The sequence below is a fragment of the Saccharopolyspora sp. NPDC049357 genome (genome assembly GCF_040677225.1).
Lineage (GTDB): Bacteria > Actinomycetota > Actinomycetes > Mycobacteriales > Pseudonocardiaceae > Saccharopolyspora.
In genome coordinates, this window is record NZ_JBFAQJ010000035.1 from 37,206 (window position 1) to 61,578 (window position 24,373).

The 24,373-nt window shown below is 70.6% G+C and carries 20 protein-coding genes; 9 read left to right on the top strand and 11 right to left on the bottom strand.

All coding sequences use genetic code 11. From position 1 onward, the window contains the following. The first annotated feature begins 86 nt into the window (after positions 1–86). Positions 87–752 (top strand): GntR family transcriptional regulator, encoded by a 666-nt coding sequence (locus AB0J91_RS24865; protein WP_363873206.1) that lies wholly within the window; start codon positions 87–89, stop codon positions 750–752. A 221-nt stretch (positions 753–973) separates the two neighbouring features. Here AB0J91_RS24865 and AB0J91_RS24870 read toward each other — a convergent pair whose 3' ends face one another. Continuing rightward, on the bottom strand, positions 974–2,137 hold the full coding sequence (locus tag AB0J91_RS24870) for an FAD-dependent oxidoreductase (RefSeq protein ID WP_363873136.1): 1,164 nt from the start codon (positions 2,135–2,137) through the stop codon (positions 974–976). Beyond that, positions 2,137–2,472, bottom strand: a complete 336-nt coding sequence (locus tag AB0J91_RS24875; RefSeq protein ID WP_363791800.1) for a bifunctional 3-phenylpropionate/cinnamic acid dioxygenase ferredoxin subunit — start codon at positions 2,470–2,472, stop codon at positions 2,137–2,139. Before AB0J91_RS24875 ends, AB0J91_RS24870 begins: the two co-directional genes overlap by 1 nt. 321 nt (positions 2,473–2,793) lie before the next feature. Here AB0J91_RS24875 and AB0J91_RS24880 point away from each other — a divergent pair, with 321 nt between their 5' ends. Beyond that, positions 2,794–4,224, top strand: coding sequence for an MFS transporter (locus tag AB0J91_RS24880; protein ID WP_363873139.1), 1,431 nt, complete (start codon positions 2,794–2,796; stop codon positions 4,222–4,224). Positions 4,225–4,324: 100 nt separating this feature from the next. Here AB0J91_RS24880 and AB0J91_RS24885 read toward each other — a convergent pair whose 3' ends face one another. The 4 genes from AB0J91_RS24885 to AB0J91_RS24900 form a co-directional block, all read right to left on the bottom strand. Beyond that, positions 4,325–5,443, bottom strand: a complete 1,119-nt coding sequence (locus AB0J91_RS24885; protein WP_363873209.1) for an aromatic ring-hydroxylating dioxygenase subunit alpha — start codon at positions 5,441–5,443, stop codon at positions 4,325–4,327. A gap of 66 nt (positions 5,444–5,509) precedes the next feature. Continuing rightward, positions 5,510–6,346 (bottom strand): formyltetrahydrofolate deformylase, encoded by an 837-nt coding sequence (purU, locus tag AB0J91_RS24890; RefSeq protein WP_363873142.1) that lies wholly within the window; start codon positions 6,344–6,346, stop codon positions 5,510–5,512. A 10-nt stretch (positions 6,347–6,356) separates the two neighbouring features. Continuing rightward, the gene (locus AB0J91_RS24895) at positions 6,357–7,712 is read right to left on the bottom strand and encodes an L-serine ammonia-lyase (RefSeq protein WP_363873145.1); all 1,356 of its coding nucleotides are present in this window, start codon (positions 7,710–7,712) and stop codon (positions 6,357–6,359) included. A gap of 46 nt (positions 7,713–7,758) precedes the next feature. Continuing rightward, positions 7,759–10,224, bottom strand: a complete 2,466-nt coding sequence (locus AB0J91_RS24900) for an FAD-dependent oxidoreductase (protein ID WP_363873148.1) — start codon at positions 10,222–10,224, stop codon at positions 7,759–7,761. 421 nt (positions 10,225–10,645) lie between these two features. On the opposite strand from AB0J91_RS24900, the gene AB0J91_RS24905 reads away from it, so the two are divergent. From AB0J91_RS24905 to AB0J91_RS24935, 7 genes are all read left to right on the top strand, one after another. Beyond that, the gene (locus AB0J91_RS24905; protein ID WP_363873151.1) at positions 10,646–11,875 is read left to right on the top strand and encodes a sarcosine oxidase subunit beta family protein; all 1,230 of its coding nucleotides are present in this window, start codon (positions 10,646–10,648) and stop codon (positions 11,873–11,875) included. Between the two features lie 105 nt (positions 11,876–11,980). After that, entirely contained in the window at positions 11,981–12,244 is a 264-nt protein-coding gene (locus AB0J91_RS24910) for a sarcosine oxidase subunit delta (protein ID WP_132673143.1), read from the top strand. Next, positions 12,241–15,057, top strand: a complete 2,817-nt coding sequence (locus AB0J91_RS24915) for a 2Fe-2S iron-sulfur cluster-binding protein (protein ID WP_363873153.1) — start codon at positions 12,241–12,243, stop codon at positions 15,055–15,057. Before AB0J91_RS24910 ends, AB0J91_RS24915 begins: the two co-directional genes overlap by 4 nt. Then, complete coding sequence (locus AB0J91_RS24920) at positions 15,050–15,643, top strand: sarcosine oxidase subunit gamma family protein (RefSeq protein WP_363873156.1); 594 nt, start codon at positions 15,050–15,052, stop codon at positions 15,641–15,643. Before AB0J91_RS24915 ends, AB0J91_RS24920 begins: the two co-directional genes overlap by 8 nt. Positions 15,644–15,657: 14 nt before the next feature. Next, on the top strand, positions 15,658–16,743 hold the full coding sequence (locus AB0J91_RS24925) for an S-(hydroxymethyl)mycothiol dehydrogenase (protein WP_363873159.1): 1,086 nt from the start codon (positions 15,658–15,660) through the stop codon (positions 16,741–16,743). After that, positions 16,740–17,363, top strand: a complete 624-nt coding sequence (locus AB0J91_RS24930) for an MBL fold metallo-hydrolase (RefSeq protein ID WP_363873162.1) — start codon at positions 16,740–16,742, stop codon at positions 17,361–17,363. The genes AB0J91_RS24925 and AB0J91_RS24930 overlap by 4 nt, the downstream gene beginning before the upstream one ends. Continuing rightward, complete coding sequence (locus tag AB0J91_RS24935; RefSeq protein ID WP_363873165.1) at positions 17,360–18,190, top strand: methylenetetrahydrofolate reductase; 831 nt, start codon at positions 17,360–17,362, stop codon at positions 18,188–18,190. The genes AB0J91_RS24930 and AB0J91_RS24935 overlap by 4 nt, the downstream gene beginning before the upstream one ends. Here the strand turns inward: AB0J91_RS24935 and AB0J91_RS24940 are convergent. From AB0J91_RS24940 to AB0J91_RS24960, 5 genes are all read right to left on the bottom strand, one after another. Continuing rightward, positions 18,187–19,389, bottom strand: coding sequence for a hypothetical protein (locus tag AB0J91_RS24940; protein WP_363873167.1), 1,203 nt, complete (start codon positions 19,387–19,389; stop codon positions 18,187–18,189). The genes AB0J91_RS24935 and AB0J91_RS24940 overlap by 4 nt on opposite strands. A gap of 121 nt (positions 19,390–19,510) precedes the next feature. Beyond that, positions 19,511–20,479: a prolyl aminopeptidase gene (gene pip, locus AB0J91_RS24945; RefSeq protein WP_363873170.1), complete on the bottom strand. Its 969-nt coding sequence runs from the start codon at positions 20,477–20,479 to the stop codon at positions 19,511–19,513. A gap of 150 nt (positions 20,480–20,629) precedes the next feature. Next, complete coding sequence (locus AB0J91_RS24950; protein WP_363873173.1) at positions 20,630–21,640, bottom strand: CobW family GTP-binding protein; 1,011 nt, start codon at positions 21,638–21,640, stop codon at positions 20,630–20,632. A gap of 101 nt (positions 21,641–21,741) precedes the next feature. After that, on the bottom strand, positions 21,742–22,203 hold the full coding sequence (locus AB0J91_RS24955; RefSeq protein WP_363873176.1) for a nuclear transport factor 2 family protein: 462 nt from the start codon (positions 22,201–22,203) through the stop codon (positions 21,742–21,744). 73 nt (positions 22,204–22,276) lie between these two features. After that, positions 22,277–24,208 (bottom strand): hypothetical protein, encoded by a 1,932-nt coding sequence (locus tag AB0J91_RS24960; protein WP_363873179.1) that lies wholly within the window; start codon positions 24,206–24,208, stop codon positions 22,277–22,279. Positions 24,209–24,373: the final 165 nt, after the last annotated feature.

Consider the following 24,373-nt stretch of genomic DNA (forward strand, 5'->3'; position numbering starts at 1 on the left):
AATGGTCCCGGAATGCTTTCTGCTATACTACTGATGTACCAGAATTCGATGTGTCAGAACTCTGTTCTGATGAAGTCGGGGCGATGATGACTGCTGCGAGCGAGGAGCAACCGGGCAACAACCTGTCCATGGCGGAGAAGGCGTACCTGGCGATCAGAGACCGGCTGATCATGCTGGACATCCCGCCGATGACGGCCATCGACGACGCGGCGCTGGCGCGCTCGCTGGAGATCGGCCGCACCCCTGTGCGCGAGGCGCTCAAGCGACTGGAGATCGACCGGCTGGTCGTGTCCTACCCGCGCCGGGGGACCTTCGCCACGGCCGTGGACATCACCGATCTGGCCTACATCTCCGACCTGCGCGTCCACCTCGAACCGCTGGCCGCCCGGCGAGCCGCGGAGATCGCCGGCGAGGCCGACCTGGAGGAGATCGGCGGACTCGTCGACCAGCTCGACGGCATGGACTTCCGCTCGATGGCACGTGACGAGGTCATGCGCTGGGACCTCCATGTGCACCGCACGATCTACCACGCGTCGGGCAACCCGCACCTCGAAGACACCCTGATCCGCTACGACAACCTCGCGACGCGGATCTTCTGCGTCTTCCTGGACCGCATGCAGGACTTCGACAGCCACGTCATGGAGCACTCCGCGCTGCTGCGAGCCATCGGATCGCGCAAGCCCGACAAGGCGGAGCAGCTGGCCAGGGAGCACGTGCTCAACTTCGACAAAGCAATGCGCTCCCTGGTGTAACAGCTGTTGAGGGATTGCTTTGCGTGGCGGTGCGGGTGGCGGAGACCCCCGAAGGGGAAAGCGCAGCGGCTTCGTGGTCTCCGTGCGCCGCTCCTGATGTATCCCGCTTACCCAGGGGGTGGACATCGGCGTCGCGGCGTACTCGCCACGAAGCCGCTCAGAACCCGCGGCGGTGCTAGCTGAGTCCCACACCTGAAACAGCGGCTATCCCTTGACTGCCCCTACAGGCGCTGTGCGAGCTTGCGGCGCCATTGGCCGAAGGGGCGGGCGCGGTCGACCGCGAGCACTCCGACGGGTTCCTCCGCCGAGTCGACGTAGAGGGCGAGGAAGTCGCCGGATTCCGGGTCACCCTCCTCGATCTGAACGGTGCAGTCCTCGGTGCGGTGGCCGGCGAACTGGATCTTGTGCCCGTACTGGTCGGACCAGAAGTAGGGAACCGCGTGGTGCGCGGGGGCCGAGTGCTCCCGGCCGAGCAGCGCCGCCACGGCGGCGGCCGGTTGTTGCAGCGCGTTGGTCCAGTGCTCCAGCCGCATCGGACGCGCGGTGTAGTCGCGGTAGGAGTGCGCGCAATCGCCCGCTGCCACGACCTCCGGCACCGCGGTCCGGCCGCGTGCGTCGGTGCTGACCCCGTGGTCGACGTCGAGTCCGGAACCGGCGAGCCATTCGGTGTTCGGCTCGGCCCCGATGCCGACCACGACGACGTCCGCGGGAAGTTCCCGCCCGTCGGACAGCCGCACACCGGTCACGCGAGACTCCCCCAGCAGCTCGGCGACGCCGGACAGCGGGTGCACGCGGACGCCGTTGCGAGCGTGCAGCCGCGCGCACACCTCGCCCATGTCGGCCCCCAGCGCTCGTCGCAGCGGGACCGGGCCGTTGTCGACGACGTCGACCTCGCACCCGAGCGCGACCGCCGTCGAGGCGACCTCGGCTCCGATGAACCCGGCGCCGATCACCACCAGCCGGGCTCCTGCGACCAGCTCCGCGCGCAGCGCTCGCGCGTCGTCCAGGGTCCGCAAGGTGTGCACGCCATGAAGCGGCTTGCCGGGCAGCGGCCGCGCCCGCGCACCGGTGGCCAGCACGACGCCGTCGGTGCCGATGCGGGTGCCGTCGGCGAGCACGACCGCGCGGCCGGCCGTGTCGAGCGCGCTTGCGGGTCGTCCGAAGCGCCAGTCCACGTCCAGCTCGTCGTCGTCGGAGTCGGTGAGCCGGATGTCGTCCTCGTCGATCGCGCCCGCCAGGAACTCCTTGGACAGCGGCGGCCGGTCGTAGGGGCGGTGCGGCTCGTCGCCGACCACCGCGATCTCACCTTCGAAACCCTGCTCGCGCAGCGCGCGGACCGCTGAGAGGCCGGCCAGGGACGCGCCGACGACCGTGATGTGGCGCATCAACCGACCTCCTCCGCGACGGTGCTGCCGACGCGAGTCGACTCGTGCACGTAGACCATCCCGTCCTCGATCGTGACGGCGTGCGTGCGGACCGGCTTCTTGGCGGGCGGGCCGCTGGGCATTCCCGTGCGGAGGTCGAAACAGGCGGCGTGCAGCGGACATTCGACCGCGCAGCCCTCCAACCACCCGTCGGACAGCGACGCGTCCTGATGCGAGCAGGTGTCGTCGATCGCGTAGAGCTCCCCGTCGACGTTGAACACCGCGATCGCCACCTCGCCGTGCACGCGGACCGACTCACCCGGCGGCAGGTCGAGCAGCTCACCAACCAAGATCATTACGCCTCCTGTTGCCAATAGCGGAACACCGCGTGCTATGCGCAACAACAGGATGGGGGTCCGCGGCCCGCTCGTCAATGGGAGATTTTCGCCCGAAACAGGGATTTATCAACGGTTTCCACCCCAGGGCGCGCTCGATCGCGAGGCCGCGCGCTGCCGCGTCACGACCTCGTGGACCGGTGATGAGGGGGTCGGGGTGTTGCTTCGGCGATGCCGAGGGGATACCTTCTCGCCAACAGATATATCAGTAGTAGGTCGCGGTCACAACCGCGACACGAAGATCGCGGCACCCAGCGCACCGCGTCGCACCCGGGGGATCCCATGACCGACCGCCCCAGACGGCCTCGGCGAGGTCTGAGACCGCCTGTCGTGCAAGAGGAACGCACGGTCCACCGCGCGGTCGCGGCCGCCTCGGTCGGCAACGTCGCCGAGTGGTACGACTTCGGTATCTACTCCTACCTGGCCGCCGGGGTCCTCGACCAGGTCTTCTTCGCCGACTTCGGCCCCTGGGCGGCCGTGTACACGCTCGGCGCGTTCGCCGCGGCGTTCGTGATGCGCCCGCTGGGCGGCTTCGTCTTCGGGCGTCTCGGCGACCGCTTCGGGCGCACCAAGGTCCTGTCCGCCACGGTGCTGATGATGGCGGCCGCCACGGTACTGCTCGGACTCCTCCCCGACTACGGCGCGGCCGGTCTGCTGGCTCCCGTCCTCGTGCTGCTCGTGCGGATGCTGCAGGGCTTCTCCGCAGGCGGCGAGTACACCGGGGCGCTGACGCTGATCGCCGAGTACGCGCCGGACCGGCGCCGCGGCTTCTTCGGCAGCTGGCTGGAGTTCAGCACGCTGACCGGCTACGCCCTCGGCGCGGGCACCTGCGGCGCGGTGGTCGCCCTGCTTCCTCCGGACGCGCTGCTGGCGTGGGGCTGGCGGGTGCCGTTCATGCTCGCGCTGCCGCTCGGCCTCACCGGGCTCTACCTGCGCATCCGCTTGGAGGACACCCCGGCGTTCAGGCAGCTCATGGAGCGCTCCCCGGTGCTGGCCACGATGACGACGCGGCGCGCGGGTCAGATCGTGCTGCGCCACTACCGGACTCCCGCGATGGTGGCCGCCGGGATCGTCGTGGCGTGGAACGTCACCAACTACGTGCTCACCAACTACGTCCCCACCTACCTGACCAGCACGCTCCCCCGCCACGGCGAGGGCGGCGCCAGCAACGCGGTCGCGACGGGCATGCAGGTCGCGGTCATGGTGGTCATGCTGTGCCTCATCGTCGGCGTGGGCAGGCTCAGCGATCGCATCGGCCGCAAACCGGTGCTGATGACCGGAAGCGTCGCCCTGGTGCTGCTCGGGCTGCCCGCCGTGTGGCTGCTGCGCGCCGGAACGGGCGGTCAGGCGCTCGGTCTGCTCATCATCGGGTTGTGCCTGATGTGCTTCGCGGCGGTCTCACCGTCGACGCTGCCCGCGCTGTTCCCCACGATGATCCGCTACAGCAGCCTCGCGGTCATCTTCAACCTGTCGGTGTCGTTGTTCGCCGGCACCGCGCCGACGATCATCGAGGCCGCGGTCACCGCGACCGGCAACCTGGACTGGCCGGGCTACTACCTGATCGGTGCCGGCGTCATCGGGATCGTCGCCACGCACTTCCTGCGCGAGCACGCGGGCAAGCCGCTGGACGGGGCCGCGCCGCTGACCTCCAGCGCCGAGCTGCCACCGCCACCGCTGTCCGAAGACGGTGTGCCGCTGGAACTCCCGCGCTAGAGCGCGGATTCCGAGCCGTTCTGCCTCTGCGGCGAAGGCCCTGGAACGCGCGAAGGTGGCCTCGCACCCGTCCGGTGCGAGGCCACCTCCTCAGCCGCGGTCAGCCGGTGCGTTCGCGGACCCAGTCGTGGAACTCGGTGATGTGGTGCTCGCTGGGCACCAGGACGCCGCCGGAGGCGTAGGAGCGGGAGTCCATGGCCAGCTGGCAGCGCTCGCAGGCGTCGAAGTCCTGCTGGTTGACCCGGTGGAACAGCTCCACCGAGCGGTCGATGTCGGCACCCGAGTCGACCACCTCGGGCAGGTACAGCCAGTCGCAGCGCACCAGCGTGCGGTCGGGCGCCAGCGGGAACATCCGGTGGAAGACGACGTGGTCGGGCACGAGGTTGATGAACACCAGCGGGCGGACGGTGATGGCGTAGTAGCGGCGGTCCTGCTCCTCGTTGACACCGGGCAGCTTCGCCAGCCCGGCCGAACCGTCCACGGTGAAGCCCTCCACGTCCTCGCCGAACTCGGCGCCGTGGCCCACGAAGTACTGCGCGGCCAGGCCGTCGGCGAACTCCGGCAGGACCTCGGTGAGCTCCGGGTGGATCGTGGCGCAGTGGTAGCACTCCATGAAGTTCTCGACGATCTGCTTCCAGTTCGCCTTCACGTCGTACTCGATGCGCCTGCCCAGCTTGAGGTCGGCGACCTGGTAGCCCACGATCGCGTCCGGTGTGCCGAGGCGGTTGGTGACGTCGCCGATGACGGTGTCGTCGAACGACGGCGGTTCCTCGGCCAGGCACAGCCACACGTAGCCGAGCCATTCCCGCACGTGCACCTCGTGCAGGCCGTACTGGGTGCGGTCGACGTCGTCCATGGCGTTGAGGTTCGGCGCGGCGATCAGCTCGCCGTCGAAGGAGTACGTCCAGGCGTGGTACGGACACTGGAAGGAGCGGCGCACCTCCCCCTTCTCCTCGGTACACAACCGCGCGCCGCGGTGCCGGCACACGTTCAGGTAGGCCTTGATCTCACCCTTGCGGTTGCGGGTGACCAGCACGCTCTCCCGTCCGATCTGGACGGTCTCGAACTTGCCCGGACCGGTCAGGTCCGCGCTGAGCACGGCGCAGAACCAGCCGGCCTCGAAGATCGTCGCCTGTTCCAGGCGGAAGATCCCCGGATCGGTGTAGTAGTGCCCTCCCAGCGTCTCGCGCAGGCTCTCGGGCAGTTGGGACTCGGACATCTGGGAATCGGTGGTGGGAAGCTCACCGGTGGTCATGAGCAAGAACTCCTCAACGCAGAAGTGGGGTCAGGGGAACACGACGGTGCTGTTGCCGTTGAGCAGGACGCGGTGCTCGCAGTACCACCGCACCGCGCGGGACAGCGCGAGCGCTTCGGCGTCGCGGCCCACGGTCTGCAGGGCTCTCGGGTCGTAGGTGTGATCGATGCGGATGACCTCCTGCTCGATGATCGGCCCCTCGTCGAGGTCGGGGGTGACGTAGTGGGCAGTGGCTCCGACGAGCTTCACACCGCGGTCGTAGGCCTGGTGGTAGGGCTTGGCACCCTTGAAACCGGGCAGGAACGAGTGGTGGATGTTGATCGCGCGGCCGTGCAGCGCCTTGCAGGTCTGATCGGAGAGCACCTGCATGTAGCGGGCCAGCACGACCAGGTCGGCGGCGTAGTCGTCCACCATCCGCAGCAGCCGCGCCTCGGCCTCCGGCTTGGTGTCGGCGGTGACCGGGACGTGGTGGAACGGCAGCCCGGCGGCCTCCGCCATCGGGCGCAGGTCCTCGTGGTTGGAGACCACGGCGACGATCTCGGCGCCCAGCGCGCCTGCGCGCCAGCGGTAGATCAGGTCGTTGAGGCAGTGCCCGAGCTTGGAGACCATCACCAGCACGCGGGCCGGCCGGTCCGAGTGGAAGGCGTAGTCCATGCCGAACTCCGTTGCCACCGGCTCGAATGCGCGGGTGAGGTCGTCCGGGTCGACCTCACCGGTGGCCTGCACGCGCAGGAACAGGCGGCCGCGCACGGCGTCGTCGAACTGACGGTACTCGCCGATGTCGCAGCCGTGCTCGAAGAGGAAGGAGCTGACGGCCTGCACGATGCCGGTGCGGTTCGGGCAGCTCAGGGTGAGGGTGAACGTCACAGGATTCTCCTCAGCATTCCACGATGTTGAGCGCGAGGCCGCCGCGAGCGGTCTCCTTGTACTTGTCCTTCATGTCGGCTCCGGTTTCGCGCATCGTCTTGATGGCCTTGTCCAGCGAGACGTGGTGCTCCCCGTCGCCGCGCAGCGCCATCCGGGCGGCGGTGATCGCCTTGATCGCCGCGACCGCGTTGCGCTCGATGCACGGGATCTGCACCAGCCCGCCGACCGGATCGCAGGTGAGACCCAAGTTGTGCTCGATGCCGATCTCGGCGGCGTTCTCCACCTGCTCGGGCGTGCCGCCCATCAGTTCGGCGAGTCCGGCGGCAGCCATCGAGCAGGCCGAGCCGACCTCCCCCTGGCAGCCGACCTCGGCGCCGGAGATCGAGGCGTTCTCCTTGAACAACGCGCCGACCGCACCCGCGGTGAGCAGGAACCGGACCACGGCGTCGTCGTCGAAGCCCGGCAGGAAGCGGTGGGCGTAGTGCAGCACCGCAGGCACGATCCCGGCGGCACCGTTGGTCGGGGCGGTCACCACCCGCCCGCCTGCGGCGTTCTCCTCGTTGACGGCCAGGGCGTAGAGGGTCACCCACTCCATCGCGTCGGCATCGTCGTCGAGGCTCGCCCGCAGTTCGCGGGCCCGGCGGCGTACCTTGAGCCCACCGGGCAGCACCCCGCCGGTGCGCACGCCCTGCTCGACGCACTCGCGCATCACCTGCCAGATGTGCAGCAGGTGCGCGCGGGTCTCCTCCTCGGTGCGCCAGGCGGCTTCGTTGGCCAGCACCACGTCGCTGATGCGCAGCCCGGTGCGGGTGGTGTGGGCGAGCAGTTCGGCGGCGGTGCGGAACGGGTGGGCCACCGGGGTGGCGTCCTCGACCAGCACCGGGTTGCCGGTTTCGTCCTCGTCGAGGACGAAACCGCCGCCGACCGAGTAGTACTCGCGGTGCACGAGCCGTGCACCGTCCTCGTCCACGGCCTCGAAGGTCATGCCGTTGCTGTGGAACTCCAGCCGCTTCCTGCGGTGCAGCACGACGTCGGAGTCCACGTCGAAGGCGATCTTGTGCTCGCCGCCGAGGCTGATCCGGTGCTCCTCCCGCACCGCACGCACCTGCGGTTCCACGGCCACCGGGTCGACCAGGTGCGGCTGCTCCCCGGTCAGCCCGAGCACCACGGCCTTGACGCTGCCGTGGCCGTGCCCGGTGGCGCCGAGCGAGCCGAACAGCTCGCACCGCACCTGCGCGACCCGGGGCATCGCCCCGGACTCGCGCAGGTGGTCGACGAACAGGTTCGCTGCCCGCATCGGCCCGACGGTGTGCGAACTCGACGGCCCGATGCCGACCTTGAACAAGTCGAAGACGGACAGGCTCATGAATGCTCCATCTGGTCGTGGGCGGCGCTCGTCTCGGTTCCGGCGGTCATCGGCGGATGCGGTGCATCTCGGGGTCGACCAGCGGTTCTGCCGCGACCGTGGCCGAGACGAGGCGGTCGAAGTACTTGATCTGCACCTGCGTTCCGACCTCCGCAGAGGCCGGGAGCCAGGCGTAGGCGATCGGCGTGCCGAGCGTGTGGGCGAAGGCCGCCGAAGTGACGTAGCCCGAGGGCTCCCCGTCGAGGAACACCGGCTCCGAGCCGAGGACGACGCTGCGGCCGTCGTCGATCGTCAGGCACGCCAGCCGCCGCTCGACGGAGTCGGCCTCGATGCCCGCCAGGGCATCGCGGCCCACGAACTCGCCCTTCTGCATCCGGACGGCGAACCCGACGCCGGCCTCGTAGGGGTTGTGCTCGGTGGTCATGTCCGCTCCCCAGGCGCGGTAGCCCTTCTCCAGCCGGAGGCTGTTGAACGCGGCCCGCCCGGCGGCCACCACTCCCAGCTCCCGGCCGGCCTCGAAGAGCACGTCCCACAGCCGCTGGCCGTACTCGGCGCTGGTGTAGAGCTCCCAGCCGAGCTCGCCGACGTAGGACACCCGCATGGCGGTGACCGGGATCCCGGCGATGTGGATCTGCTTGCAGCGGAAGAACTTCAGCCCTTCGTGCGACAGGTCGTCCCGGCTCAGGGGCTGCACGAGGTCCCGCGCCAGCGGGCCCCACACGCCGATGCAGCAGGTGCCGCCGGTGATGTCGCGCAGGGTCACGCTGCCGTCGTCGGGCAGGTTGCGCCGCAAGTACTCGTGATCGAGGTTGCCGTTGGCGCCGATCTGGAACAGCTGCTCGCCCAGCCGCGCGACGGTGAGATCGCTGCGCACGCCACCGGCCTCGTCGAGCATCAGCGTGTAGGTCACCGACCCGACCGACTTGTCCACCTTGTTGGTGGTGAGCCGGTCCAGGAACGCCAGCGCGCCGGGCCCGCTGACCTCCAGCCGCTTGAGCGAGGTCATGTCGTAGAGCGCGACGGCGGTGCGGGTCTTCCACGCCTCCACCGCGGCGACGGGGCTGTGGAACATCGCCGACCAGGCGTCGCGCGAGGGCGGCTGCCACTCCATCGGCAGGTCCTTGACCAGCGGGGCGTTGGCCTCGAACCAGTGCGGGCGCTCCCAGCCGTGGGCTTCGAGGAACACCGCGCCGAGTTCCTTCTGGCGCGCGTGGAACGGGCTGACCCGCAGCTCGCGCGGCGAGAACTTCGGCTGCAGCGGGTGCTTGACGTCGTAGATCTCCACGAAGTTGCGCGAGGAGGTCTCCTCGACGTAGTCGGGCGCGGTCTCCAGCTCGTCGAAGCGGTGCACGTCGCAGCCGTGCAGTTCGACCTCGCTGCGCCCGTCGACCAGCAGCTGCGCCACCGACCGCGCGACACCGGCGGAGTGCGTGACCCACACGGCCTCGGCGATCCAGAACCCCCGCACGTCGGGGGATTCGCCGACGAGCGGTCCGCCGTCGGGGGTGAAGGAGAAGACGCCGTTGAAGCCGGTGTCGACCTTCGCGGTCTCCAGCGCGGGCAGCAGCCGCTTGCTGTGCTCCCAGGAGGCGGCGAAGTCCTCCTCGGTGAACGGCAGCATCGACGGCATCGCCCGCTCCGAGGTCTCCTCGTCCTGCGGGAGATCGCTCAGCCGCACCGGCATCGGGCGGTGGGCGTAGGTCCCGATGCCGAGGCGGTCGACGTGCTCGCGGTAGTAGAGGTCGCGGTCCTGGTGGCGCAGGATCGGCAGGTTGGCCTCGGTGCGCTCGTCGTTGCGCCCGGCCAGTTCGGGCAGCGGGTCGGTCTTGGCGTACTGGTGGGCCATGGGCAGCAGCGGCACGGTCATGCCGACCATCTCGCCGATGGCCTGGCCCCAGAACCCGGCGCAGGACACCACGATGTCGGCGGGGATCTCGCCGTGGTCGGTCTCGACGCCGGTGACCCGGCCGTGGCTGTGGTTGATCCCGGTGACGGTCACCGCGCCCCGGAACCGGGCTCCCCGCGCCACCGAGCGCCGGGCGAGCGCGACGACCGCACGGGCGGCCTTGGCGAGCCCGTCGGTGGGCGTGTGGAACCCGCCGAGGACCTTCTCGACGTCGAGCAGCGGGTGCAGCTTGGCGCACTCCTCGGGTCCGATGACCTCGCCGGGAACGCCCCAGGAGGTGGCCCATCCGTGCTTGCGGTGCAGGTCGGCGAGCCGCTCGGGAGTGGTGGCGATCTCCAGGCCGCCGACCTGGTTGAAGCACCGGTCGCCGTCGTCGTCGAGGCCCTGCAGCTTCTCGACGGTGTAGGTGGCGAACTCGGTCATCGTCTTCGACGGGCCGGTCTGGTAGACGAGGCCGGGCGCGTGGGAGGTCGAGCCGCCGGTGAGCGGCAACGGCCCCTGGTCGACGACGGTGACCTGGTTCCACCCGCGGCTCGTGAGCTCGTCGGCCAGGTTCGCGCCGACGATCCCGGCTCCGATGATGACGACGCGAGGGGTCGTGCTCATGGTGGTCTCCTAACGAGCGGGTGTGAAGCTGGGGAGACTCCGCCTCCGACGAGGCGGGATGCGTTGCGAGGGGAGCAGTTCCGGCACCGGTTGGAGCCGCGCGGAGGTGATCGGCGCCCTCTGACTGAGGACTGATATATCAACTGCACATCAAAATAAGCGTCACCGGGTTTCGCGGTCAACACGTGCCGCCGAAATTCCACCGACGGGCACGTTCCGCTCCACGAGCACCGACCCTTCCGGGCGCCCCCACCAGCGGCGACGCCCAGATGAGCGCCGCGATTTCCACACGGCCGGGCTTCAGCCCTTGACCACGCGGCATGCGCTGCTACCTTTGGTATCCATCTGATATGTCAGTTGTCCATAAGTGCCTCTCCCCCTGTCGAGCACTCGCTCACCGCCCATCGAACGGAGGGCTCTCATGCCGCGCACTCCCGGCGCCGACTTGCCTGAGCACCCGGACTGGCTCTGGGGCCCCGCCGACCCGAAACCGTCCTACGACGTGGTGATCGTGGGCGGCGGCGGTCACGGCCTGGCCACCGCCTACTACCTCGCCGTCAACCACGGCATCACCAACATGGCGGTGCTCGAAAGCGGTTGGCTCGCAGGCGGGAACATGGCCCGCAACACCACGATCATCCGCTCCAACTACCTCTGGGACGAAAGCGCCGGGCTCTACGAGCACGCGCTGAAGCTCTGGGAGGGGCTGGAGGAGGAGCTGGACTACCCGCTGCTGTTCTCCCAGCGCGGCGTGCTCAACCTCGCCCACTCGCTGCAGGAGGTCCGCGACAGCGTCCGGCGGGTGGGGGCGAACCGGCTCAACGGCATCGACGCCGAGTGGCTCGATCCGCAGCAGGTGGCCGAGATCTGCCCGATCCTCAACACCTCACCGGACCTGCGCTACCCGGTCATGGGCGCCACCTGGCAGCCCCGGGCGGGCATCGCCAAGCACGACCACGTCGCGTGGGGATTCGCCCGCGCCCTGGACCGGATGGGCGTGGACCTGGTGCAGAACTGCCAGGTCACCGGCTTCGACAAGGTCGGCGACCGGATCGTCGGCGTGAAGACCACGCGCGGTGACATCGCCACCGGCAAGGTCGCGCTGGCCGCCGCCGGGCACACCTCGGTGCTGGCCGACGAGCTCGGGCTGCGGCTGCCGATCCAGAGCCACCCGCTGCAGGCGCTGGTCTCCGAGCTGCTGGAACCCGTGCACCCGACGGTGGTCATGTCCAACGCGGTGCACGTCTACGTCAGCCAGGCGCACAAGGGAGAACTCGTCCTCGGCGCCGGCATCGACGCCTACAACTCCTACGGGCAGCGCGGGTCGTTCCACACCATCGAGCGCGAGCTGACCGCCGCGGTCGAGCTGTTCCCGATGTTCGCCCGCGCGCACGTGCTGCGCACCTGGGCCGGCGTCGTGGACGTGACCCCCGACGCCTCGGCGATCATGGGCCTGACCCCGTTCGAGAACCTCTACATCAACTGCGGTTGGGGCACAGGCGGTTTCAAGGCGACACCGGGCGTCGGCTGGTGCTACGCCCACACCATCGCCCACGACGAACCCCACCCGCTCAACGCCCCCTTCAGCCTCGACCGGTTCACCACCGGCGCCCTGGTCGACGAACACGGCGCCGCCGGCGTGGCGCACTGAGACAACTGTTCCAGCCCCATTTTGCTTGGCGGTGCGGGTAGCGGAGCCGGCTGAGTCCCACACCTGAAGCAGCGGCTACCCCGCACATCCCCTAAGGAGGCTCCCATGATGCTGATCCCCTGCCCGTGGTGCGGGCCGCGCAACGAGACCGAGTTCCACTACGGCGGCCAGGCCGACGTCGCCTACCCCGCCGATCCGCAGGCGGTGTCCGATGTGGACTGGGCTCGATTCCTGTTCTACCGCGCCAATCCGAAGGGCGCCTTCGCCGAGCGGTGGAACCACCAGGCGGGTTGCCGGCGCTGGTTCACCCTGCGCCGCGACACCAGGACCAACGAGATCCTCCACGACGACGGGGCGGTGACGAGGTGAGCAACGAGTTCAGGCTGGCCGAGGGTGGCCGGATCGACCGGGACCGCGCCCTGCGCTTCCGGTTCGACGGACGGGAGTACGAGGGCTTCGAAGGCGACACCCTCGCCTCGGCGCTGCTGGCCAACGGCGTCCACCAGGTCACCACCAGCATCAAGCACGGGCGCCCGCGCGGGATCATGGCCGCGGGCCCCGAGGAACCGAACGCGCTGGTGCAGATCGACGAGCCGTTCCCGGAGCCGATGCTCACCGCGACCACCGTCGAGCTGCGCGACGGCCTGGCCGCCACCGGGCTGCCCGGACAGGGACGGCTGGCGACCGAACCCGACCCGGCCCGCTACGAGACGACGCACGCGCACTGCGACGTCCTCGTGGTCGGTGCCGGACCCGCCGGTCTCGCGGCGGCGCTGAGCGCCGCGCGCAGCGGTGCCCGGGTGATCATCGCCGATGCGGGCACCGAGTTCGGCGGCCAGCTGCTGGGCAGCGGTGAGCAGCTGTCGGGAAGGCCGGCCGGCAGCTGGGTCCAGCGGGTCGTGGCCGAGCTCGACGCCACCCCCGAGGTGACCGCGCTGCCGCGCACGACCGTGTTCGGCCACTACGACCACAACTACCTCGTCGCCGTCGAGCACCACGGCGAGGACTCCTTCGTCCGGCAGCGGACCTGGCACATCCGGGCCCGCGAGGTCGTGCTGGCCACCGGTTCGCACGAGCGCCCGCTGGTGTTCCCCGGCAACGACCGCCCCGGCACGATGCTGGCCGGAGCCGCCCGCACCTACCTGCACCGCTACGGGGTGCTCGCGGGCGAGCGCGCGGTCGTGTTCACCACCAACGACAGCGCCTACGCCGCCGCGATCGACCTGCACGACGCCGGGGTCGCCATCGCCGCGGTGGTGGACGTCCGGCCGGTGGTGTCGACGGTGTGGGCCTCGCGCTGCGTGGAGCGCGGCATCCCCGTCCGCAACGGCTCCGCCCTGATCGGCACCGCGGGCACCAGCCGCGTGAGCGGGGCGACGGTGCAGCGGCGGGGCGAGGAGGCGACCGTCGAGCTGGACTGCGATCTGCTGCTGGTCTCCGGTGGCTGGAACCCGGCGGTCCACCTGCACAGCCAGTCGCGCGGAACCCTGCGCTACTCGGCGGAGATCGGCGCGTTCGTGCCGGACCGCAGCGCGCGCGGTGTCCGCTCGATCGGCTCCGCCGCAGGGGTTTTCGGCACCTACGACTGCCTGCGCACCGGTTCCGAGGCGGGCAGCGACGCGGCGCGCGAGGCCGGGTTCGACGCCGACTTCGCCGAGGTGCCCGCGGTGGCGTGCCCGCCGGTCGTCGCACCGCAGCCGACGTGGCTGCTCACCTGCGCGTGCGAGGACGAGCAGTACGTGGACCTCGCGCGCGATGCGACCGTGTCCGACGTCCGCAAGGCCGTCGGGGCGGGCATGGACTCCGTGGAGCACATCAAGCGGTTCACCACCATCGGGACCGCCCACGACCAGGGCAAGACCTCCGGCATCCTGTCCTCCGGGGTGATCTCCCAGCTGCTCGGCGTCGAGCTCTCCGAGGTCGGCGCGACCACGTTCCGCCCGCCCTACACGCCGGTGGCCTTCGCCGCGCTGGCCGGCCGGGACCGGGGCGACCTCTACGACCCGATCCGGGTCACCGCGATGCACGACTGGCACGTCGAGCAGGGCGCGCCGTTCGAGGACGTCGGCCAGTGGAAGCGACCCTGGTACTACCCGCTGCCGGGCGAGGACATGCAGGCGGCGGTGCTGCGCGAGTGCGACGCGGTGCGCACCGGCGTGGGCATGCAGGACGTCTCGACGCTCGGCAAGATCGACGTGCAGGGCCCGGACGCCGCCGAGTTCCTCGATCTCGTCTACACCAACAAGATGAGCACCCTGAAGATCGGCCGGATCCGGTACGGGCTGATGTGCACCGCCGACGGCATGGTCTTCGACGACGGCACGGTGATGCGCACCGGCGAGAACCGGTACCTGATCTCGACCACCTCCGGTGGTGCCGCCGGAGTGCTGGAGTGGCTGGAGGACTGGCTGCAGACCGAGTGGCCGCACCTGCGCGTGCACCTGACCTCGGTGACCGAGCAGTGGGCCACCATCGCGCTGGCCGGGCCCCGCTCCCGCGACGTGCTGGCCGCGGTGTCCTCGGGCATCGAGCTGGACAACGAGTCGTTCCCGTTCATGGCCTGGCAGGACGGCATCGTCGCGGGCCGCCAGGCGCGGGTGTGCCGGATCAGCTTCTCCGGCGAGCTGGCCTTCGAGATCAACGTGCCGCGCTGGTACGGCCGCGAGGTGTGGGAGGTGCTGCACGACGCGGGCGTGCCGTTCGGCATCACCCCGTACGGCACCGAGACGATGCACGTGCTGCGCGCGGAGAAGGGCTTCCCCATCGTCGGCCAGGACACCGACGGCACGGTGACCCCGCACGACCTCGGGATGAGCTGGGCGGTGTCGAAGAAGAAGGACGACTTCCTCGGCATGCGCTCCTTCACCCGCGCCGACACCACCCGATCCGACCGCAAGCACCTCGTCGGACTGCTCCCGCCAGCCGACTCCCCCGTCGTGCCGGAGGGATCGCAGCTGGTGGCCACCGGCGAGCTGCCCGAACCGCCGGTGCCGATGCTGGGGCACGTCACCTCCAGCTACCGCAGCGCGGCCCTGGGCCGCCCGTTCGCGCTCGCGCTCGTCGCAGGCGGTCGCGATCGCATCGGGCAGACGATCTACAGCCACGTGGGCGACCAGCTGGTGCCCGTGGAGATCACCGAACCGGTCTTCTACGACAAGGAAGGAGCCCGCCGCGATGGCTGAGCCCTACGGCGAATCCCCGCTGGCCGCGCACGCCGACGTGCTGACCGACGCCTCGGTGCCCGGGGCGCTGCACCTGTCCGAGGTGTCGTTCACCGCCCAGGTCACGCTGCGCGTCGACCCGAAGAGCCCTGCCGCCGAACGCATCGGCACCGCGCTCGGCACGATGCTGCCCAACCAGGCCGGGCAGGTGTCCCGCACCGAACGGCTCCTCGTCGCCTGGCTCGGACCGGACGAGTGGCTGCTGGTCGGTCCGGAAGGCGAGGCCGACCGGATCCAGGCGACGGTGGCCGAAGCCCTCGGCGACGAGCACGGCGCCGTCGTGGACGTCTCGGCGCACCGCACCATCATCGAGGTCGCCGGGCCGAAAGCCGCCGAGCTGCTGGCGAAGGGCTGTGCGCTGGACCTGCACCGGCGCAGCTTCGGGCCGGACCGCTGCGCGCAGACCCTGCTGGCCCGCACCGGCGTGCTGCTGCTGTGCCGTGACGCCGAACCGCCGAACTACTGGATCTTCGTCCGCGCCTCGTTCGCGCGTTACCTCGCCGACTGGCTCCGCGACGCGGCCGCCGAACACCACCAGAACCGCTGAACAGGAGCGTTGACATGACCGAAGCGCGCGCCGTCGTGTCCACCGGGAAGGGCAAGCCGGTGGAGGTCACCACCATCCACGTGCCCGACCCGGGCCCGGGTGAGGCCGTGATCCGGGTGCAGGCGTGCGGTGTCTGCCACACCGACCTGCACTACCGCGAGGGCGGCATCGGCGACGACTACCCGTTCCTGCTCGGCCACGAGGTGGCCGGGGTCGTCGACTCCGTCGGCGAGGGGGTGCACAACGTCGAGCCGGGCGATTTCGTCGTGCTGAACTGGCGAGCGGTGTGCGGGAACTGCCGGGCCTGCAAGCGCGGACGCCCGCAGTACTGCTTCGACACCCACAACGCCTCCCGGCCGATGACGCTCGCCGACGGCACTCCGCTCTCGCCGGCGTTGGGCATCGGCGGGTTCGCCGAGCGCACGCTCGTCCACTCAGGACAGTGCACGAAGGTGGACCCGGCGGCGCGACCGGCCGTGGCCGGCTTGCTGGGCTGCGGTGTGATGGCCGGGATCGGTGCCGCGGTCAACACCGGGCAGGCCGGTCCGGGTGATTCGGTGGCCGTCATCGGCTGCGGCGGCGTCGGCGACGGGGCCATCGCCGGGGCGGCCATGGCGGGTGCGCGGCGGATCATCGCCGTGGACACCGATCCCGAGAAGCTGGAGTGGGCGCGGGGGTTCGGCGCCACGCACACCGTCAACGCCTCCGAGTCCGACACCGTGGAGGCGATCCGCGAGCTCACCGATGGGCACGGAGCGGATGTGGTCGTGGACGCGGTGGGAGTGCCCGCGACCTACGAGCAGGCGTTCTACGCCCGCGACCTGGCGGGCACGGCCGTGCTGGTCGGCGTGCCGGACCCGTCGATGCGGCTGGAGCTGCCGCTGCTGGACGTCTTCGCCCGCGGCGGGGCGCTGAAGTCCAGCTGGTACGGTGACTGCCTCCCCGAACGGGACTTCCCGATGCTCACCGAGCTCCACCTGCAGGGCCGGCTGCCGCTCGAGAAGTTCGTCAGCGAGGAGATCTCCCTTGATGACGTCGAAGCGGCCTTCGCCAAGATGGGCCGCGGCGAAGTGCTGCGTTCGGTGGTGACGTTCAATTGAGCATCCGGGTCGACCACGCCACCGTCGAGGGGAAGTTCTCCCTCGACGGCGAGGTCCACGAAGTCGAGAACAACCTGTGGGTCGTGGGTGACGACCACCAGTGCCTCGTCATCGACGCGCCGCACGACGTCGACGCGGTCCTCGACCTCGTCGCGGACCGCGAGGTGGTCGCGGTGGTGGCCACCCACGCCCACGACGACCACGTGCGGATGGCTCCGAAGCTGGCCGACGCCGTCGGCGCACCGCTGTACCTGCACCCGATGGACCGGCCGGTGTGGGAGCTGACCCACCCGGCCCGGGAACCGGACGGGCGGCTGGTGGACCGCCAGACCTTCCACATCGGACGGTTGAGCCTGCAGGTCATCCACACCCCCGGCCACACCCCCGGATCGGTGTGCTTCTACTGCCCGGACCTGGCGACCGTGTTCACCGGCGACACCCTGTTCGCCGGCGGACCCGGCGCGACCGGGCGCTCGTTCTCCGACCGCGACGCGATCATCAACTCGATCCGGTCCCGGCTGCTGCCCCTGCCCGCGCGAACCAGGGTCCGGCCCGGCCACGGTCCGGGCACCACGATCGGCGAGGTCGTGGCGCAGTTCGACGAGTGGGTGTCCCGGTGAGCGCGGTGCTGGCCTCCGCGCTGCGCAACGCCTCCTACGAGGTCCTGCCCTTCAGCAGCACCGAGGAGAAGGTCCTCGCCCACGTCCCCCGGGACGTGCTGCTGACCGTCACCACCACCGAGGCCAGGGGGCTGGAGCCGACGGTCGACCTGGCCGTCCGGCTCAGCAAGAACGGCTACGCCGCAGCCCCGCACCTGGCGGCCCGGCTGGTTCGCGACCGGGCCGAACTGGACGAGATCGCCGCGCGGCTGCTGGAGTCGGGCGTGGACCGCGTGTTCGTCGTCGGCGGTGACGCCGCCGTGCCCGCCGGCGACTTCCCCGACGCGGAGAGCCTGCTGCTCGCGCTCGCCGAGGGCGGGCACGACTTCTCCCACATCGGCATCGCCGGGTACCCGGAGGGCCACGGCACGATCCCGGACTCGGTGATCGCCGAAGCGTTGCGGCGCAAGACCGTTCACGCGCACGAGATCGTCACCCAGCTGTGCTTCAACCCCGCGACCACCGTCGGCTGGGCCGGGCGCCTGCACGACTCCGGCATCACCACGCCGGTCCGGGTGGGGGTTCCGGGCAGCGTGAACCGGCAGAAGCTGATCCGGGTCTCGGCCGGTCTCGGCCTCGGCCAGTCCGCGCGGTTCCTCGCCAAGCAGTCGGCGATGTTCTGGCGCTTCTTCCTGCCCAGCGGCTACCGGCCGGACAAGCTGGTCACCGGCCTGACCGACCAGATCACCTCACCGGGTAACGCGATCAGCGGATTCCACCTGTTCACCTTCAACGACCTGGCCGGAACCGAGCGCTGGCGGCAGGACCGGCTCGCCGGCCTGTCCTAGCGCTCCTGCTCGCGGCGGCGCTGCTCCTCGCGGTAGCCGTAGGCGGCCTGGCGCACCGCCCGATCGGATTCGAGGCTGGAGCCCAGCGCTCCGGCGACCACTCCCATGGTGGTGAATCCCCAGGCCAGCGCCAGGTACCGGGTGAAGTCGGCGGGGTGGCCGAGGCTGCTGGCGAGCAGGCTCGGTGGCACGAGGTACAGCGCCACCACCAGGTTGATCACGAACAGCCCGAGGTACATGACCCCGATCCCGATGGTCAGCGTCGCCACCGTGGAGGTGTTGTAGAGCAACACCTGATCGCGGTCGTTCTCGCTGCTGTCGCGCCTCTTCTCCCACAACCCGTGCGCGACGATCAACCAGCCGACCAGCAGTGCCACCGACAGCACCGCGGCGATGACCTGCCGGAACGCCCCGAGCTGATCGCCGATCTGCCAGATCGTGGTGGACGACAGGCCGAAGGCACTGGTGGCCACCGCCGCGGCCAGCGCGCTGCGCAGGCCGAAGATCAGCTGCGGGGGCTCGTTGGAGCGCACCATGCCGCTGAGCAGCCGCAACCGGCCGCGCCTGCGAGTGGTGGTGTAGCGGACGTCCGCCTCGTGCTCGCCGTCGTGCTCCTGGCGCTCCACCGGCGCGAGGATCCTGGAGAGCTTGCTGTCCAGGCCGTAGCGGTTCTCGCCGCCGCCGTCGCGGCCGGTGAGCTCGTCGACCATCTGCAGCATGACCTGCTTGGACCGCCGGTACACCTGGGTTCCGCCCAGCGCCGGCAGCGACACCACGGCCACGTCGCGGTCGAGGTCGGCCTCGGCCACCACCGGACGGCCGTTGGCGCGCACCGGGAGGTCGGTCAGGCAGATGGCGTAGTCCCACTGGTGGTGGTCCATCCGCTCGCGGGTGGAGGCCAGGATGTCGCGGGTGTTGTGCCTGCCCGCGGTCACCGGGTCGACGTCGACCTCGACGGCCCACGACAGCTCCTCGTCGCCGAGCAGTTCGGGCAGGTCGCCGGCGAGCCGCCGGGTGACGCGCTCGGGCATGTCCGGATCGGCCACCAGTCCGAGGCGCCGATCGGGAGTCTCCGACTCCGGCTCACCGCGTTCAGCGAGGTGTTCGGCCTCCTGCTGGTCCTCGGTGCTCTCGTCGTGCTCTTCCCCGCCCGGGTCGCCGGCTTCACCGGAGGCCTCTCCCCGGTCCTGCTCGGCCATGCTCGCTCCCCTCTAGGTGTTCGTCGCGTCTGGTGAGTCGCGTCCGACCTCGCGGATTACCCGCAGGGACGCTCCAGTACACGCGTCAGCGCAGGTCGTCCGAACGTTGGCGTTCGCGACGTTACAGATCGCCCCCACCGCTCGCAGAGATGCCCCGCTGGGGGCGGAAGTCGTCGGTGGCCCGCACGACGGCCTCGGCCAAACCGCCCGCGGCGCGGTGACCGGCGTCCACGAGCTCCAGTTCGGCCCCCGGCCAGGCGGCTTCGAGCTGCCACGGGGTGCCGATCAGGTTGCCCAGGTCCAGCACTCCTTGGAGGAGCTTCGCGGGAATGCCCGCCAGCGCGCCGGTTCCGCTCAGGAGCTGCTCGTCGTCCAGCCAGGAGCCGTGCCGCCAGAAGTGGGTGACGACGCGCGCGAATCCGAGGGCGAAGTCCGGGTCGTCGAACATCGAGTTCGGCGCGGAGTCCGGGACCAGCGCCTCCTCCCAAGCGCACCAGTCCCGCGCGGCTCTGCGGTGCACGGCGGGATCGGGGTCCATCAGCAGCCGGTGGTAGACGTCGGCGAGGTCGCCGTCGCGGTCGGATTCGGGCACGCCGTCGCGGAAGCGCTCCCACGCCTGCGGGAAGATCGCGCCGAGTCCGCGCGTCAGCAGGTCGGTTTCGGCGCGCCGTCCGGTGGCCAGACCGCAGAGCACCATCTCCGACACCCGGTCCGGGTGCCGCTGGGCGTAGGCCAGCGCAAGCACGCAACCCCACGACCCGCCCTGCACCAGCCAGCGGTCGACGCCCAGGTGCTCGCGGAGCCGTTCCACATCGGCGATCAGGTGCTCCGTGGTGTTCGCCGACAGGTCGGCGCCGGGCTCGGCCGCGTGCGGTGTGCTGCGCCCCGACATGCGCTGGTCGAACAGCACGATCCGGTAGGTCGCGGGATCGAAGAACCGGCGCATGCCGGGGGTGCAGCCCGAGCCGGGACCGCCGTGCAGCACCAGCGCCGGTTTGCCCGCCGGGTTTCCGCACACCTCCCAGTGCACGCGGTGCCCGTCACCGACCTCCAACATCCCAGAATCGAACGGCTCGATCACCGGATACACGACGTCTCCTCTCCCGGCCTCCCCCGAGCCTGCCACTGCGCCAGGAGCTGTTCACCTGCCGACGGTGGTTCGCGGTGGGTGGTTTCGGTCCGAACCGTCCATGATCAACGTATGCCCGGCCGGTTCGGACCGGAACTGGCCGTGGTGGACTCAGTTCTCCAGGTGGCGGGCCAGGTTGAGGATGCCGAGCTCGTCGATGGTGTCGGGGTCCGGGTCGACGCAGGACTGGAGTCGCCGGGTGAGGTCCTCGGTGTCGAGGTCGGTGCCGATGAGGACGAGGCTGGTGGCCCGCGGACCCTTCCACCTGGTCTTCTCGAACGCGGCGTAGACGCCGACGGTGTGCAGCATGAAGCGCCGGTCCTCGCCGGAGGGACCGAAGTCGATGGGGCCCTTGATGCGGTAGACGCCCCGGCTGCGCTCGTTGAGGAAGCGCAGGAACGCCGAGGGGTTCAGCGGCCGGTCGGAGAGGAACTCCATCGACTCGTAGGCCGCGTGCATGTGCTGGTCGTGGTCGTGGTCGTGCTCCTCGAGATCGGCGAAGGACAGCTGCCTCGCCCCGAAGTCGCGCGCCTCGACGTCGTCGAAGAGGATGCCCGGCGAGATCCTGCCCCGCTCAGCGGGCAGCACGGCACCGTCGGCGATCTCGCGGACCGCGCCGATCACCCGGTCCCGGTCGGCCTCACCGACGCGGTCGATCTTGTTGACGACCACCAGGTCGGCGAGCCGCACGTGATCGTCGAGCTCCGGGTGCCGGGCCCGGGCGTCGTCGAACTCGGCGGCGTCGACGACCTCCACCAGCCCGCCGAACTCGATGTGCGGGTTCTGCGAGGACAGCACCATCCGAACCAGCTGACGGGGTTCGGCGATGCCGCTGGCCTCGATCACGATGACGTCCAGCGGGGCGCCCGGGTAGGCCAGCCGCTCCAGCATCGGGTCCACGCCGTCGGCGTCGACCGCGCAGCACAGGCAGCCGTTCTCCATCGACATCGCGATGTCGACCTGCCCGGCGACGTTCATGGCGTCGATGTTGATGCTGCCGAAGTCGTTGACCAGCACGCCGATCCGGCGTCCCTCGTCGTTGCGCAGCAGGTGGTTCAGCAGGGTGGTCTTGCCCGAGCCCAAGTAGCCCGCCAGCACGACCACCGGAATCCGCGCCGTCACAGCTCCCCCAGGTTCATCAACTCGCTCACCAGCGGTCATCCTCGCACGCCGCCGCACGTCGGCCGCGAAGGCCCTGACCAGCGCCTCCTGCTCCGCCGGTCCTAGCGGAGCGGGATGTCGAGGCCGCGTTCCGCCTCCGGGCGGGGACCGCGGACGCGGCGGTCGGCCTCGTCGATGGCGACGTCGTTGATGCTGGCCTCGCGGCGTCGCATGAGGCCGTGCTCGTCGAACTCCCAGAGCTCGTTCCCGTAGCTGCGCCACCACTGCCCGCCGGCGTCGTGGCACTCGTACTGGAAGCGGACCGCGATGCGGTTCTCCTCGAAGCTCCAGAGGCTCTTGCGCAGCGCGTAGTCGAGCTCGCGCTCCCACTTGCGGGTCAGGAAGGCGACGATCTCCTCCCTGCCGCTGATGAACACGTCCCGGTTCCGCCACTGCGAATCGGGCGTGTAGGCCGACGCCACGCGCTGCGGATCGCGCGTGTTCCAGGCGTCCTCGGCCGCCTGGACCTTCTGCAGCGCGGTCTCGCGGGTGAACGGCGGGTAGGGCGGGCGATCCTCCGGCACTGCGACCTCCTGAAGACGGGAACCCCCATTCTCGCCCCGGCACCCGGCGAGGTGGAGCGGACGCGCCCGGCGGTCACGCCCGTGTGAGGCGGAGGTGGTGGCGAGGCCGGAGGTCGACCTCCACCACCGCCCTGCCGGTCGCATCCGCGGTGACCTCCCGCGTGGTGGCACCGTCGACGGTGTAAGTGCGGTGCGGGGTCAGGTGGTCGAAGCCGAGCCGGTGCCGGCGCAGAGCGCCGCCGGTGCCGCGCAGGATCGCGTCGTGGGACCGGCCGTCGGTGACCGCGGTGACGACCGCGATGTCCGGCCAGGGCGCTTCGGTGAGGCGCGGACCGGTGTGGCGGGACGGGGTGAGCAGCATGTTCCGCCAGGTGCGTTCGTCGGTGACCGCGCCCAGGCCGAGGATCCCGTTGGCGTGCACCGACGCGTCGAACATCCGGAAGTCCGCGGGCGGGTTCTCCAGGTTCCGCGCGGCCTCGCGGAGCCTGCGGTACCAGGCCGCGTTGCGAGCGCGGGCGAGGAACATGCTCCAGCCCAGGGCGTTCGCGCGGTTCGCGCCACCGCCCCAGTCCGCATCGGTGGGGGCCGGGCTTCCCGCTCGGTCGGTTCGCGCGTAGTGGCCGGAGTTGAGCTCTTCGGCGACGAGCAGCTCCCAGGTGCGCCAGGCGAAGTTCGGGTCGAGCGGCGACAGCAGCGCGGCGATGGGCGCGGTGTTGGTGATGCCCCGAGCCGAGCGGGCCGTGATGCCGAACCGGCTGGCCTGCAACGCGCAGATGTCACCGTCCGGCGCGGTGAACTCGGTGCGCAGCCGGTGCAGGAACCTCGGCGCGATCTCCTCGGCGTGGTGGGTACCGGCGCAGGTGTCGTACATCCGCAGGCCCGCCAGGGCCACGGAGTTGCAGAACGGGAACACCAGTCCCGGCTCGCACGGCCACAGGACCAGCGGCGAGCGCTGGAAGTTGGCGCTGACCCGCTCGGCGACCTCGGTGTGGCTGTAGGCGAACTCGGTCCGGTCGTCCCAGCGGAACCGGAGCGCGCCGGGCCGGTCGAAGCTGTCGTCCCCGGTGGCCTGGCGGTACGCCGAGAGCATCAGCAGCAGGTACCCGGAGTACATGACGTTCGCCGGACCGCCGATCGGATCGGCGCTGTCGCGCAGCATCCCCCAGCGGTTCTCCCGCAGCCAGTAGCGCCAGACCGGCTTGTCGGTCATCCGCAGGACCAGCGCCCGCAGCGCGTCGTCGCGATATCCGCAGTACGCCGGCGTGTGGGTGTGGCGCAGGTTCGCGAGCATCAGGAACACCGCCCAGACGCGGTAGCGCATTGCGGGCAGGAGGTACTCGTCGCCGAACGGACCGAAGCCGTTCCACTCGTGCGCGGGTTGCAGCGCCAGGGTTTCCGCCCACCGCGCCAGTCGCGCCCGGTCGTCCTCGTCCGCGCGCTCGTCCCCGCCCGGCCGCCACTCCTCGGGCGCGGCCACGTCCAGGCGGGCCTGGCGGGCGTCGCCGGCTCGACGGGCGGATCGGCCCCGCCGCCGCTCCCGCACCAGCAGCGCCGCCGGGACTCCGATGACCGCGAGCACCTCCGCGACCGGCACCCACTCCTGCGGCGCGTGCCCGTGCCCGTCGTGCACGGCGGCGAGGACAGCGGCCAGCACCATCGAGGCGACGACGACCGCCGGGAGGGTGAGGTGATCGCCCTTGGCCATGATGCGCTGAAGACCCGTCAGCAGGCCGGCCACGACCGCCAGCAGGACGACGAGGTTCAGCAGCACCCACGGCACGAGTGCGACGGACCAGCCCGGTGTGGGCGTCGCGTAGACGATCCCGAAGCCCGGGACGAGCCCTGCGGCTCGCAGCCACACCGGGCCTCCGAGCAGGGTCGGCAGCAACCCCAGCAGCACGAGCGAGCCGCCGAGCGCACCGGTCCGCACCAGGCGGCGCCGGGTGAGCGGGCCGCGCAGGCCCGGTGGCCGAGGCAGAGTCGTCCCCGTGGAAACGCGCCCCATCGCGTTGTCCTCCCCCAGGAGTTGTCCGGCGACTCGTTCGAAGAGCCGCGTTGACGCGACGCCCCGCGTGCGGCCTACTCGGTCGCATGTGCCCCGTGTGCGCGGCGATCGCGGTCCCCTCACTCACGGTGGTGTGGTGGCGCTGGATGCGGCACCGCCGTGCGC

What these genes read in the sequence shown, in the direction of transcription:
- AB0J91_RS24905 (WP_363873151.1), top strand. Translation starts at nt 10,646, where the DNA reads ATGCCGCGCACTCCCGGCGCCGACTTGCCTGAGCACCCGGACTGGCTC.
- AB0J91_RS24865 (WP_363873206.1), top strand. Translation starts at nt 87, where the DNA reads ATGACTGCTGCGAGCGAGGAGCAACCGGGCAACAACCTGTCCATGGCG.
- AB0J91_RS24960 (WP_363873179.1), bottom strand. Translation starts at nt 24,208, where the DNA reads ATGGGGCGCGTTTCCACGGGGACGACTCTGCCTCGGCCACCGGGCCTG.
- AB0J91_RS24875 (WP_363791800.1), bottom strand. Translation starts at nt 2,472, where the DNA reads ATGATCTTGGTTGGTGAGCTGCTCGACCTGCCGCCGGGTGAGTCGGTC.
- AB0J91_RS24940 (WP_363873167.1), bottom strand. Translation starts at nt 19,389, where the DNA reads ATGGCCGAGCAGGACCGGGGAGAGGCCTCCGGTGAAGCCGGCGACCCG.
- AB0J91_RS24910 (WP_132673143.1), top strand. Translation starts at nt 11,981, where the DNA reads ATGATGCTGATCCCCTGCCCGTGGTGCGGGCCGCGCAACGAGACCGAG.
- AB0J91_RS24880 (WP_363873139.1), top strand. Translation starts at nt 2,794, where the DNA reads ATGACCGACCGCCCCAGACGGCCTCGGCGAGGTCTGAGACCGCCTGTC.
- AB0J91_RS24870 (WP_363873136.1), bottom strand. Translation starts at nt 2,137, where the DNA reads ATGCGCCACATCACGGTCGTCGGCGCGTCCCTGGCCGGCCTCTCAGCG.
- AB0J91_RS24900 (WP_363873148.1), bottom strand. Translation starts at nt 10,224, where the DNA reads ATGAGCACGACCCCTCGCGTCGTCATCATCGGAGCCGGGATCGTCGGC.
- AB0J91_RS24895 (WP_363873145.1), bottom strand. Translation starts at nt 7,712, where the DNA reads ATGAGCCTGTCCGTCTTCGACTTGTTCAAGGTCGGCATCGGGCCGTCG.
- AB0J91_RS24920 (WP_363873156.1), top strand. Translation starts at nt 15,050, where the DNA reads ATGGCTGAGCCCTACGGCGAATCCCCGCTGGCCGCGCACGCCGACGTG.
- AB0J91_RS24925 (WP_363873159.1), top strand. Translation starts at nt 15,658, where the DNA reads ATGACCGAAGCGCGCGCCGTCGTGTCCACCGGGAAGGGCAAGCCGGTG.
- AB0J91_RS24885 (WP_363873209.1), bottom strand. Translation starts at nt 5,443, where the DNA reads ATGTCCGAGTCCCAACTGCCCGAGAGCCTGCGCGAGACGCTGGGAGGG.